We start from the raw sequence: 13010 nt of genomic DNA on the forward strand, positions 1-13010 counted from the left end.
CTGCGGGTGTGCGGGTTTCTCGCCTCGTGGTCTTTAGCTGCGGGTTTCTCGCCTTGGATTTGATACAGAAAAAGACGTGAGAGCTTGTCTCTCACGTCTTTCTTGTTAGCTTGATTTGCGTGCACGTAAAACCTATTTGTGTAGCTTAATTACTCGCTGAACTCCAGGAATGCACGGTAACCGCGATATGCCTCAAAGATGTCGGCCTTGTTTGCAATCTCCCAAGGTGCGTGCATGGAGAGAACAGGGACGCCGCAGTCGATGACGTGCATGCCGTATTTTGCCAGCATGTATGCGATAGTTCCGCCGCCACCAGCGTCAACGCGGCCAAGCTCAGCGGTCTGGAACTGGACGCCAGCGTTGTCCATAATGCGACGAATCAGTGCAACGTACTCGGCATCGGCATCGTTAGAGCCAACCTTGCCGCCGCTACCAGTGAACTTGTTAAAAGCAAGACCGTGACCCATGATGGCGGAGTTCTTGATTTCAAAGCTACCAGCAAAGCTTGGGTCATAACCAGCAGAAACGTCGCTAGAGAGCATGTAGGAGTTAGCCATGCAGCGGCGCAGAAAAAGTGGAGACTCAAAACCGGCAAGCGCCAGAACCTCTGCCATGATGTTCTCAAAGAAGAGGGAGTTCATGCCAGTAGCGCCAACGGAGCCAATCTCTTCCTTGTCGGTCAGGATGGTGACGGAAGTACGTGCAGGAGTGTCGCACTCAAGCTGCGCAATCAGGGAAGGGTAGGAGCAGCTGCGGTCGTCGTGACCGTAGCCCAAGATCATGGAGCGATCAAAGCCCATGTCACGAGCAGGACCTGCAGGAACAATCTCAAGCTCAGCGGAGAGAAGGTCTGCTTCCTCAATGCCGTAGAGGTCCTTCAGGATGTTGATGACGTTAGCCTTAACAGCTTCCTTTGGCTCGTCGCCCTCAGCATCGGCGGGTTTCTCGCCGTTCTGACCCCAAACAAGTGGACGATTACCAACAATAAGGTCGAGCATCTCACCCTCGATGACCTTGGAAGCGGTCTTTCCAAGCTGCTCAGCGCTCAAGTGGATGAGAAGGTCGGAAATGCAGAAAACAGGATCGGTTGGGTCCTCACCAACGCATACGTTTACGACGCTACCGTCTTTAAGTGCAAGAACGCCGTGAATTGCCAGGGGAATGGTGACCCACTGGTACTTCTTGACGCCGCCGTAGTAGTGGGTGTCAAAGGTGGCCAGCTCGTTGCGCTCCTCAAGAGGGTTCTGCTTGACGTCCAGGCGAGGGGAGTCGATGTGAGCTCCAAGGATGTTTAGGCCCTCTTCCAGGGACTTGGTTCCAATCTGGACAAAGATGACGGACTTGCCGCGAATGTCTGCATAGACTTTATCGCCAGCCTTGAGGGTTTTACCTGCAGCGATGGCGTCAGAAAGCTTAACGTAACCTGCTGCTTCGGCAAGCTTGATAGCGCTTGCGGCGCACTCGCGCTCAGTCTTGTTCTCGGAGATAAACTTTCTGTAGCCCTCGGTAAACGACTGGAGTTTGTCCAGGTCTTCCGAGGTGTACTTTTTCCATGCGTTTGTGGTTTCCATACCCATCCTTTCTGCAGCAAGCTCTGTGTGAGCTGCTGTTTGTTGTTGCTGTTAGTTGCGCCGACCGTGATGAGACCGCGACTTAGTTGCCACCATTGGAGCTGTTTGAGCCAGAACCACTGGATCCGCTGCCAGAACTATTGCTAGAGCCAGAGTTCTGATTGGAACCAGAATTGCTGTTTGAGCTGCCCGTTCCAGAGTTGTTGCTGGAAGAATTACTCTCAGACGAGCTGCTTGAGCTGCTAGAGTCGCTGGTCTTTTCCGAACTAGACGAGCTGTCGGAGCTGGTGGTCTCTGATTTCTTGGAGTCAGTGCTCTCCGAAGAGGAATCCTTGGAATCAGTGGACTTGCTTGACTCGTCGGTCTTCTCGCTAGAAGAGCTGGAATCGTCTTTCTTATCCGTCGAATTGCTGGTATTCGTAGTTTTTTCCGTCACAACTGGGGTTGTGCTGACCTTAGGTCCCAAGCCAGATCCGTCGGTGATATAGCTGAGGAACATTGCATAAAGAATGACGGCAGAAATGGTAAAGATAATTGAAATAATGGTCACGATAGTCAGCGCTCTTACGCGCTTGCGAGACAGTGTTGGTGTGCGATTTACCTGCGACGACTGCCCTGTACCAGAGTCAGCGTTGGGATAATAATCGCGAGAAGGTGCATATTGTGCTCGAGGCATATATTGTGTGCCTTCAAGCGTTGTTTGGCTGCTGTTTGGATATGCCTGCTGGTTATATTCATCATTGTCGCTAGCGCGGAACTTATGCGTGGAGCGCCTGATAACGTTCTGGTAAATCTGCGAAGCAAGCGCCGAGGCGGCGGCACCGACGGCCACACCGATAATCGAGCCTGCAATACCAATCTGGTTTGACAGTACAAACGCAGTCACCGCAGCAAGCGATGTTGCCAAAATTTGGGTAATTGAGACGTCCTTAAGAAGGCTGGGCTTCTCGTTTGTTGCCTCATCTGTAGGCTGAGCAGGCGAAGCTAATCGAGTTTTGTCTGCATCAAAGTGCTTATAGCTCACAAGATGCTCCTTTCTTCGAACTGATAGCCTACCTCATTTTTGTGAAGATGTAATGTTTCGTCGCTAAATCGCAACATCAGAGGGCATTAAGTTTCATCCAACATACAACTTCAGTGTCGGAAATGGCGAGAAGTTCTGTGAGTAACTAAGCGATTTTCTTATGCGCGTGTTTCTCGCCATGTATTTGTTAAAAACGACCGTATCAAAGGTGATGAAACAAGGTATCATTTATATGTATCAGTTTTCCGTCAAACGGAGGTTTAGCATGCTTGTAAGCGCAAAAGCCATGCTCCAGAGTGCCGAGAAGGGCCACTATGGCATCGGCGCATTCAACGAGAACAACCTTGAGTGGACCGCAGCAATCCTTGATGCAGCAGAAGAGCTTCAGTCTCCTGTCATCATCCAGTGCACCAGCGGTGCAGCAAAGTGGCAGGTAAGCTACCGCGTTGTTGCAGACATGGTTCGTCGTCTTGTTGAGGACAAGAACATCACCGTTCCAGTTGCTCTTCACCTTGACCACGGTTCATATGAGGATGCATTCAAGTGCATCGAGGCTGGATTTACTTCCATTATGTACGATGGTTCTCACGAGCCTGATTTTGAGACCAACCTTAAGCGCACCGAAGAGGTCGTAAAGGCAGCTCACGCAAAGGGCATTTCTGTTGAGGCTGAGGTCGGCGGCATCGGCGGTACCGAGGACGGCGTAACCGCTAAGGGCGAGCTTGCTGATCCTGAGCAGTGCGCAAAGATTGCTGACCTGGGCGTTGACTTCCTTGCATGCGGCATCGGCAACATTCACGGTATCTACCCAGCTAACTGGGAGGGTCTCTCCTTCGATCAGCTCAAGGCTATCAAGGAGCGCGTTGGCGATCTTCCACTTGTTCTCCACGGTGGTACCGGTATTCCTGTAGAGCAGGTTCAGAAGGCTATCTCTATGGGCATCTCCAAGATCAACGTCAACACCGATCTTCAGCTTGTCTTTGCTGAGGCAACCAAGAAGTACGTTGAGGCTGGCCTTGTTGACAACGGCAAGGGCTACGATCCTCGTAAGCTTCTGAAGCCTGGTCGCGAGGCAATTGTCGAGCGCACCAAGGAGCTCATCCGCGAGTTTGGTTCCGACGGTAAGGCTTGGAACTAACCTGCGGCATATGCTGGGCGCGCGGGCGTTGGCACGTTGATGCGATGATGCGACGCACGCTCGCAGCTAGTTAAAGCGACGGACCTGGATTTTCTCCAGGTCCGTTTTTTTTGTTTGGGCTGGCATGTGCGAAAGACATGCGTCTAGTACGTTCTTCTCGCGAGATGCGGGTGCGATAGGTGTGCAAGACGCGCTTGAAGCGCTGGATGATCAAAAAGATGGGTAATCACGTGCCTGAAAAGTGAAAAGATTCGGTATATTTTGCCTAAACTTGGCAAAGAATCTGTGGATTTGCCTGATTTTGTCAAAGATTCTGTGGCCATTTTACAGATTCTTTTAACTTTTTAGGCAATTTTTGTACAAGGAAAACTGGATCTTCTCGCCTCAGTACATTCGTACAGCAGAAATGAAAATTGCGAATTTGGCGCAAATTGAATTTGACCGGAATTTGACCAAGAATACGTCGCAGGGAAGGTCTAACACTGCTAGCTGGACATTTAGTGGCAATGATTTTCTGACAAATTTGCCTGACCTGCAGTTTTACAACAAATGTCACTTATCTACAATCAGCGACATAAGTTGCAAGTTTTTCTTAAGAAAATACTATGTATTCATGGAATTTTATCTATCACATACAACCGCTCTACAATTATTCCGTGCTATGAGAATTAAGGGTCACGGATTGATTCACCATGACTTTTCGAGTACTGGAATTCATACAGAGTTTTTAACTTTGGAGCTTGGTCAAATCAAGGAGAAGGTATTTTCTAGCTTAGGAATAATGCTGACTGAGCCAATTGAGTTGGTAGTTGACGAGAAGAAAAATACCTACCAATCGAGCAGAATAAAATTTCACACTTCGTCTCATTTTGCGCAAACTCCGTGTATGGAGTTGAGTCTTGGTACATCAGCGATTAAAGTGGCGTCACCTTTTGAACTCATGATTGAAATGGCCCAAGAACAAACATTACTAGAAACAGTGATGCTAATTTCAGAATTCCAAGGCAGGTATGTTATCGACCCATCTACTTCTGAATTAAGATCTAATTGGTATGATCCAGTTTTTCAAAAGGTAGACTTTGAGCGTTATTTATCCTCAGTTTCTAGATGCAGCGGAATAAGGAATGCAAGATTAGCATCATTGTATTCTTTTGATAATGCTGCTTCTCCAATGGAAGTCAAACTTGCTCTTCGCGCTTCGCTTCCTGTGTCCGCAGGTGGTTATGCAATTCCTAAGGTTGAGCTAAATAAGGAAGTAAGGATTCAGCAATTAAAGAGCAGAATACTTACAGAGAAAACAAGGGCTATCGATCTATTGCTTTCAAAGGGTAACTACGATGCAGACACAAATAGACAAGCAGCCATTGAATACAATGGAGCCGTACATGAATTAGCAGAGGTTTCAACGCGCGACTATCGGCGTAATAACGAACTCGTTTCAGCTGGAATAATGGAATTTGTTATTGAAAAAGCTGAGTATGATGACATCGTTTTTATGGATAACATGTTTAATTCAATTAGAAATCAACTTGATATTCCAAGAAGACATACATCATCTGATCGCAGAAAAATGGAAAGAGCTAAAAGAATCAAATTGTGGAGTGAACTAGAAAAGCTCTGCTAAATTCAGGACAAGCGAGCCTGTGACTCTTTTAAGTTGCCTGAAAAGTACAAAGGATCTGTAAATCTGACACAGATTCTTTGATGAAATCAGGCAAATCCACAGATTCTTTGATGTTCTTAGGCAAAATTTACAGATTCTTTGCAGAAATCAGGCTCGCACTCGGCACACATCCAGCGCGCATTCAGTACACAGGAAGCGCGCTGCCCGTGCGCACTTCTCGCGAGAAACCCGGTGCACTCCAAGGTCTTCTCGCTGTGCACGCCCCACCGCACACGACAATAAAACCGCAGCTTAAACGCTTACTCAGCGGTAGGGTTGTCGGCGGGGGAGACGTGCATGTTGCCTTCGTTTTGGGCGATGTCCGCGAGCGTCTTGCTGTCCAGGAAACTGGAGGTCATGCGGCCAAGGTCACGCCAAATGTTGATGGTGGTGCAGGACTCCATCTGGGGACAGAGGGTGGTGTTTGTGCAGTTCAAGCAGCTAGCGGGCGCAAGATTGCCTTCGGCTGCGCGAAGAATCTCACCCAGCGTGTAGTCCTCGGGTTTGCGCGTGAGGCGATAGCCGCCGCCCTTTCCACGCAGGCTCTCGACGTATCCAGCCTTGTGCATCAGGGCAATGACCTGCTCAAGGTACTTGCGCGAGATGTTCTGGCGCTCGGAAACGTCGCCCAGCGAGACCCATCCCTCGTGAACAGCCAGGTCAGCCATTGCGCGGAGTGCGTACATTCCCTTCGTAGAGAACATTCCGGCCACGGCTACTCGCCGTCCTCGGCGTGCTTGCTCTCGGCGCCGTCCTCAGCGCGCTTACTCTCGGTACCGTCCTCGGTGGTAGACGCACCGGCTGCAGTAGAACCGCTGTTGTGAGCCTCGAGCATCTCCTCGAGCGTGTGCCATGCCAGCTCGGCACATTTAACGCGTGCAGGCATGTGTGCGATGTCGTGCAGAATGTTGGCGTCTTCCAGCTGGTCAAGCACAGCCTCGTCAGTTTCTTCTCCGCGAATCATGCGCCCAAAGAGTTTGCAGAGCTCAATGGCCTCTTCTGGGGTACGGTCGATCATCAGATCGCTCATAATATCGGCCGAAGCCTGAGAAATCGCACATCCGCTGCCCACAAAAGCAGCCTCGGCAATCTTTCCGTTCTCAATACGCACGGAAAACGTCAGCTCATCGCCACAAGAAGGGTTAACACCCTCGTGGGAGACAGTTGGATTATCCATCTGGTATTTGTAATCGGGGTGAGAAACGTGGTCCATAAACTCAGCGTTATACAGGTCGTTTGCTGCCACTTATTTCAACTCCTTGTTTTATTTGTTGCTGACCGCGCTACCAAAGATCTTCCATACCTGGTTAAGACCCTCGATGAGCTGGTCAATATCGTGTTTATCGTTGTAGAACGCAACGGATGCGCGGCAGGTGCTGGACTCGTGCAACTCAATCAGAAGCGGCTCGGCGCAGTGATGACCAGCGCGAATGCAAACGTTGTTCATGTCTAGGATGCTCGAGACGTCGTGCGGATGAACGCCGCGCACGTTAAACGCCACAGCGCCCACGTGATTTTGTCCCAGCTTAGAGCCAACGATATCTACAAAGTCCAGCGTGCACAGCTGCTGTACCAAGTACCTGGCGAGAAGTTCTTCTCGCTTCTCGATTTTTGCCATATCTAAGCCGTTAAGGTATTCGACAGCGGCGCCGGTAGCGTAGATACCTGCGGCGTCCTGCGTGCCCGCCTCAAACTTCTCGGGAACAGGAGCCCAAACGGCGCTGGTTTCGGTGACGGAATCAATCATCTCGCCGCCAGTAAGGAACGGTGGCATGGCATCAAGCAGCTCTGCACGACCCCAGAGCACGCCAATGCCCATAGGTCCACACATCTTGTGTGCCGAGAAAGCCAGCAGGTCGCAGTCAAGATCATGCACGTCAATAGGGATGTGAGGTGCGGATTGGGCGGCGTCGACAACCATGTAGGCGCCCATAGTGTGAGCGCGCTTGGCAATGGCTTTGATGTCATTGCGGGTGCCCAGCACGTTGGAGACGTGTGTGACAGACACAATTTTGGCACGCTCGGTAATCTTTGACGCAATCTCTTCAGGCGTAATCTGGTACTGCGAATTCATGCGCAGGTACACCAGATTAGCGCCGGTAGCTTTACAAATCTGCTGCCATGGGATGATATTGGAGTGGTGCTCCATAATGGAAATGACCACGTCATCGCCTGGCTTGAGTGCATAGCGGCCAAGGCTTGAAGCAACCAGATTAAGCGCCTCAGAAGTGTTGCGCGTAAAGATAATCTGCTGGCTTTCTGGCTTGCCGTTTTTATCGACAGCTCCAATGAACTTTGCAATCGAAGCGCGAGCTCCCTCGATAGCTGCGGTTGCTTCCACACTCCAACGGTACAATCCGCGCAAAGCGTTTGCGTTCATGGTCTCGTAGAAGCCAGACTGCGCCTCAATAACCGCATGGGGACGCTGAGAAGTAGCAGCGCTGTCCAAGTAAGCTACCTCTGGGTTTGCTGCCAGAATTGGAAAATCTGCCTTGTAAGGGTTATCGGTAATCTGAGCAACTTCTGCGTCGGTCATTACGCGACACCACCTTTGCTGGAATCGGCTTCAGCGTCGGAATTCCTGCCATCACTGGCAGCCAGGGAGTTGCCAGCTGCGTCGTCACTAGCTGCAGATCCGTCATAGTCGTGAGCAATTTCTGCGCCCAGCTCAGCCTCGCAACGCTCAACAGCCACGCGGTGGGAAATCTCCTCAGGCGCGTTGATGATGGCGTCTTCAAAAAGAGCGCGTATAAACATCTGCTCAGCAGCCTGGTGAGAAAGTCCTCGAGCCGCAAGGTAATCAAGCTGCTCAGGGGAGACGGATCCGATAGTAGCGCCGTGGTTACCAGCAACGTCGTCTTCATCACAGAGAATAGCAGGCATGGTCTTGTTGACAACGTCGTCACCAAGAATCATGACCGTTTCAATCTCGTTGCCCTGGGCATCCTTTGCACCGCGGACAAGATCGATAGTTGCGCGAAGCGTCTTCTTAGCTGCCTCGTTAAGGACGCCGGACTCGGTGAGCAGCGCGCGCGTAGAGGTACCACGCATGCGTACCAGGTGGTTAATATCAAGCGTCTCTTCGTGAGTAGCGTGATAGCGATTGTTAAGGTCAAGGCGAGCTTGAGCGCCAACTAAGTTGGCGGTAAGGCCAAGACCGATGGTTGATCCACCCAGAGCGTACTGCTTAACGTCAACAGCAGCGTCCTGGTGAATCTCAAGGCCAACGCTTTCAAGGTGCTGCTGGCCCTCATTGACGCCAAGCATCTCAATAAGGTGCAGTTTTGCACCAGCCTCAACCACAATGCGGGTGAGCGCAGCGCTGGTTGGAAGCGCATCGTCGTTCGCGTCGCTGCCTGTAGGTGCGTCGCCGTCAACATCGCCTGCAAACGCTGCGATGACTACGGTAGCCTCAGCACCTTCGCGCACAATGATGCCGGTATTAGCGCACTGATTTTGAGCTGCAGAAACAGCAACAACAATAGGCTCTTCTCGCTTGGTACGAGCGGGAACGTTGTAGAAATCAGACTTGAATGCCTGTGACTCTACGTAGTCAGTAACCTCTTGGCCCATTCCACACTCAATGCGCTCAAAAAGGCGAGGCAGAGGCAGGTAGACTTTGCCTGCGTCAGCGTGATTAGGGACGGTAACTGACAGTGAGTTTGCGCGTAGACGGTTCCATGTCTGAGCTGCAGGAACGTTGGCGCGATTAATCAAAACGTTATCCATTAACCAATCGCTCCTTCCATCTCAAGTTTAATCAGGTTGTTCATCTCAACGGCGTACTCCATTGGGAGCTCCTTTGAGACAGGGTTTGCAAATCCGTTTACTACCATGGTGCGAGCCTCAGCCTCAGAGCAGCCGCGGCTCATCAGGTACAAAACGGTGTCGTCAGAAATGCGGCCAATAGTTGCCTCGTGGCCAATCTGAGCAGTTGCATTGCGGACATCCATCTCTGGGATGGTGTCGGAACGGCTGATGTTATCCAGCATCAGAGACTGGCACGAGAATGCCACGCGAGCGTTTTCTGCCTTGCGGCCAACGGTAACTGTAGAGCGGAAGGTATTGACGCCACCGTCCTTGGAGATGGACTTAGTGTCAACGTTTGCTGAGTTATTGGAGCCGTTGATGATCACCTTGCAGCCCGTGTCTAGGTCCTGCGTAGCGCCTGCAAACGTAATACCGGTGAACTCGCAGTTAGAAGAATCGCCGTTCATGATCGTAGAAGGGTAGAGGTAGGAAACGTGGCTTCCAAAAGAGCCCGAGACCCACTCCATCTTTGCATTGCTGCCAATAATGGCGCGCTTGGTGTTGAGATTGTACATGTTCTTGGACCAGTTTTCGATGGTCGAGTAGCGCAGACGAGCGCCGTCCTTAACAAAGAGCTCAACAGCCCCTGCATGGAGGTTTGCTGCATAGTACTTAGGTGCGGAGCAGCCCTCAATAAAGTGCAGGTCAGCACCTTCCTCAACAATAATAAGCGTGTGCTCAAACTGGCCAGCACCCTGAGCGTTCAGCCTAAAGTAACTCTGAAGTGGGTAGTCCAGAGTGACATTTTTAGGAACATAGACAAAAGAACCGCCAGACCACACGGCATAGTGCAGCGCCGCAAACTTGTGGTCTGAAGGAGGAATCAGCTTGCCAAAGTACTCTTTAACAACGGGCTCCCACTGTGGATCATGTAGAGCATCCTCAATAGTGGTGTAAATAACACCCTGCTCAGCAACTTCCTCACGCATGTTGTGATAGACAATCTCAGAATCGTACTGAGCACCAACACCAGCAAGGCTCTCTGCCTCTGCCTGTGGAATGCCCAGACGATCAAAGGTATCCCTAATATCCTCAGGTACGTCGTCCCAGCTATTTGCCTCCTGAGTCTTTGGCGAGACATACGTGGAGATATGATTCAAATCCAGACCTGCAATAGAAGGTCCCCAGTTGGTAGCCATCTGGCGCTGGTGATAGGTTTCCAGAGCCGACAACCTCATTTGGAGCATCCACTCGGGCTCTTCTTTTTTCTTGGAAATAGCACGCACAATTTCTGGCGTAAGGCCATCATCGTAGCGCTCGTAACCCTCTTCGGACTTGGTGAAGTCGTAGAGCGAGCGGTCTACGTCAGCGACCTCAGATCGCTTCTTCTCGCTCACTAGTTAGCACCGCCCTCATCAGTCTGGCTCTCAAAACGCTCAAAGCCCTCGTGGTCAATCTGGTTAATGATGTCAGCAGGACCATCTGCCACCAGGTGACCCTTAACCATAACGTGAGTGCGGTCAATCTCAAGGCGCTCAAGAATGCGGGTGTTGTGAGTAATGATGAGCAGGGAGCCGCCGCAGGTCTCGCGATAAGCCTGAATGCCTTTTGAGACAACGGAGAGCGCGTCAACGTCCAGGCCAGAGTCTGTCTCGTCGAGAATGGCAAGCTTAGGTTGAAGCAGCAGAAGCTGGAGCATTTCAACCTTTTTCTTCTCGCCACCAGAGAAGCCAACGTTAAGCTCACGCATCAAGAAGCCCTGGTCAAGCTCAAGGTGATCAGAAATCTGACCAACACGCTGACGGAACTGACGAGCAGTCATCTTAAGCTCAGGGCGCATCTGTGTAATGGTACGCAGGAATGAATAAAGAGGAACGCCAGGAACCTCAACAGGTGCCTGGTAGGAGAGGAAGATGCCCGCAAGGGAGCGCTTATCTGCAGCAAGCTCAGTTACATCCTCGCCGTTAAAGATAAGAGAACCTTCGGTAATCTTATAGGTAGGATCACCCATAATGACGCGGCCAAGTGTTGATTTACCTGCGCCGTTAGGTCCCATCAGAACGTGAGCCTGGCCATCACCAATGCTCAGATCAATTGAATGCAGGATGGATTTCTCCTCGGTACCTGCGGAAATTCCGTTTACACGGAGTAGTTCAGTTGCCATAAATCTCTCTCCAAATATCTCTACGTGCAAGCACGTGATACGTTTGTGACTAGCCACTTTGGACAGCTCTAGGGCGAGCAAAACCTTGTGCTAGTGCGGTTTTGTGGCAAAGACAAACGCCAATGTCACCGATGTTTTTGTCATACCCCAAAATCCGCTAATTCATACTAAATGGTAGGAATTAAAAAGCAACCCTCACATACGCACTTTTTCACGTTTTCTAGAAAATAATCGGATTTTTTCATAGGTTTCAAAAGTTATAAAAGCTTTTCTGCGCCAGAGCTGTCTCTCATGGGTAAACTAGAAACATCTATGTTTGTAACAAGGAGGATTCATGGGTCAGAGAATTCAAGGTACCGAAGATCTTTACGGCGGCTATATGCGCTCTTGGGAGCATATGCAAGATGTTGCCCGCCATCTGTTTGGTACTTATGGCTTTGACCGCATTGAGACTCCTGCACTTGAGCAGGTAGACACCTTTGTTCACGGCATTGGTGAGTCGACCGATGTAGTACGCAAAGAGATGTTCCGCGTTTTTTCAGGCGCGCTACTTGATGATTTGCTAGCTGCCGGCAATGAGTCCGGTCTTAAGCCTCGTCAGCGCATGGCTATGCGTCCTGAGGGAACTGCTGGTGTGGTCCGTGCTGCTGTTGAGCACAACTTTGTGCCACAGGGAGGAACTCCTGCAAAACTTTGGTACGCTGAGTCAATGTTCAGGGGAGAGCGTCCTCAGAAAGGCCGTCTGCGCCAGTTCCACCAGGTAGGTGTCGAGTGGCTTGGAGCCTCTGATCCAGCTGCCGATGCAGAGTCCATCATCATGTTGATGAAGTTTTACGAGCAGATGGGCTTCTCGCCAGCTGATATGAAGCTCATGATTAACTCCATGGGTGACGCGGAGTGCCGCCCAGCATATCGCGAGAAGGTCAAGCAGTTCATTCTTGATCACAAGGATGAGATGTGTGAGGACTGTCTTGAGCGAGCAGAGATTAATCCGCTTCGTGCGTTTGACTGCAAAAACGAGAGCTGTCACGCGGTTATGAAGGATGCTCCACTGATTTCTGACAACCTGTGTGATGATTGCCGTGCTCACTATGAGCAGGTCAAGGCATATTTGGACGCTGCGGGTATTTCATACGTTGAGGATCCAACGCTTGTTCGCGGTTTGGATTACTACACACGTACTGTTTTTGAGGTAGAGATTCCAAACGCTGGCGTTGGCGCTATCGGCGGTGGCGGCCGTTATGACGGTCTTGTTGAGCTTGAAGGCGGAAAGCCAACTCCAGGCGTTGGATTTGCTGTTGGCTTTGAGCGCATTATGCTGGCGCTGGAAGCTCTTGGTGTTGCAGCTGAGCCCGCAGCTCCAAGCTGTGTGTATGTTGCTTGCGCAGGTGTTGAACAGGCTCCTGTTGTATTTGATGCTGTGCTGGCACTGCGTGAGGCTGGCATTAGATGCGAGGCTGATCGCACTGGTCGTTCGCTGAAGGCTCAGTTTAAGCAGGCGGATAAGATGGGCGCAACGCTTTGCGTGGTTATTGGTCCAGATGAGGTTGAAGCCGGTGCGGTAACCCTTCGTGATATGGAGTCTCACGAGCAGGTACAGATACCTGTTGACCAGCTTGTTGTTGAGGTTAAAGCAAGACAGTAACAAATAGGACTGGAAGTCAAATTTAAACCTCTCATGTCTTAGGCATGAACTGCCT

Annotated in this window: 11 protein-coding genes; 3 read left to right on the plus strand and 8 right to left on the minus strand. The window is 50.7% G+C overall.

Annotated features, from left to right (window positions below; genetic code table 11):
• Nucleotides 1–149: 149 nt before the first annotated feature.
• Together HMPREF1647_RS05575 and HMPREF1647_RS06835 are read right to left on the minus strand one after the other, a co-directional pair.
• Nucleotides 150–1571 carry an aminopeptidase gene (locus tag HMPREF1647_RS05575; RefSeq protein ID WP_035432863.1) on the minus strand — a complete coding sequence of 474 codons (1422 nt, stop codon included), beginning with the start codon at nt 1569–1571 and terminating at the stop codon, nt 150–152.
• A gap of 82 nt (nt 1572–1653) precedes the next feature.
• A complete protein-coding gene (locus HMPREF1647_RS06835; RefSeq protein WP_052039161.1) occupies nt 1654–2595 on the minus strand; it encodes a hypothetical protein in 942 nt (313 codons plus the stop codon).
• Nucleotides 2596–2860: 265 nt separating this feature from the next.
• Between HMPREF1647_RS06835 and fba the strand changes: the two genes are divergently transcribed.
• The gene (gene fba, locus HMPREF1647_RS05585; protein WP_035432865.1) at nt 2861–3733 is read left to right on the plus strand and encodes a class II fructose-1,6-bisphosphate aldolase; all 873 of its coding nucleotides are present in this window, start codon (nt 2861–2863) and stop codon (nt 3731–3733) included.
• Between the two features lie 661 nt (nt 3734–4394).
• Nucleotides 4395–5357, plus strand: a complete 963-nt coding sequence (locus HMPREF1647_RS05590) for a hypothetical protein (RefSeq protein ID WP_187468929.1) — start codon at nt 4395–4397, stop codon at nt 5355–5357.
• 299 nt (nt 5358–5656) lie between these two features.
• On the opposite strand, the gene HMPREF1647_RS05595 is transcribed toward HMPREF1647_RS05590, so the two are convergent.
• Genes HMPREF1647_RS05595 through sufC form a run of 6 tightly spaced genes read right to left on the minus strand, consistent with a single transcriptional unit; the run spans nt 5657 to nt 11310 of the window.
• Entirely contained in the window at nt 5657–6109 is a 453-nt protein-coding gene (locus HMPREF1647_RS05595) for an RrF2 family transcriptional regulator (RefSeq protein WP_035432870.1), read from the minus strand.
• Between the two features lie 2 nt (nt 6110–6111).
• A complete protein-coding gene (gene sufU, locus HMPREF1647_RS05600) occupies nt 6112–6642 on the minus strand; it encodes a Fe-S cluster assembly sulfur transfer protein SufU (protein ID WP_035432872.1) in 531 nt (176 codons plus the stop codon).
• Between the two features lie 18 nt (nt 6643–6660).
• Nucleotides 6661–7932, minus strand: coding sequence for an aminotransferase class V-fold PLP-dependent enzyme (locus HMPREF1647_RS05605; RefSeq protein ID WP_035432874.1), 1272 nt, complete (start codon nt 7930–7932; stop codon nt 6661–6663).
• Entirely contained in the window at nt 7932–9125 is a 1194-nt protein-coding gene (locus tag HMPREF1647_RS05610; RefSeq protein WP_035432876.1) for a SufB/SufD family protein, read from the minus strand. Before HMPREF1647_RS05610 ends, HMPREF1647_RS05605 begins: the two co-directional genes overlap by 1 nt.
• A complete protein-coding gene (sufB, locus tag HMPREF1647_RS05615) occupies nt 9125–10543 on the minus strand; it encodes a Fe-S cluster assembly protein SufB (protein WP_035432878.1) in 1419 nt (472 codons plus the stop codon). Before sufB ends, HMPREF1647_RS05610 begins: the two co-directional genes overlap by 1 nt.
• Nucleotides 10543–11310, minus strand: a complete 768-nt coding sequence (sufC, locus tag HMPREF1647_RS05620) for a Fe-S cluster assembly ATPase SufC (protein WP_035432880.1) — start codon at nt 11308–11310, stop codon at nt 10543–10545. Before sufC ends, sufB begins: the two co-directional genes overlap by 1 nt.
• 334 nt (nt 11311–11644) lie before the next feature.
• Here sufC and hisS point away from each other — a divergent pair, with 334 nt between their 5' ends.
• Nucleotides 11645–12955: a histidine--tRNA ligase gene (gene hisS, locus HMPREF1647_RS05625; RefSeq protein ID WP_035432882.1), complete on the plus strand. Its 1311-nt coding sequence runs from the start codon at nt 11645–11647 to the stop codon at nt 12953–12955.
• The last annotated feature ends 55 nt before the right edge of the window (nt 12956–13010 follow it).

Source organism: Lancefieldella parvula DNF00906 (assembly GCF_000758945.1).
Lineage (GTDB): Bacteria > Actinomycetota > Coriobacteriia > Coriobacteriales > Atopobiaceae > Lancefieldella > Lancefieldella parvula_C.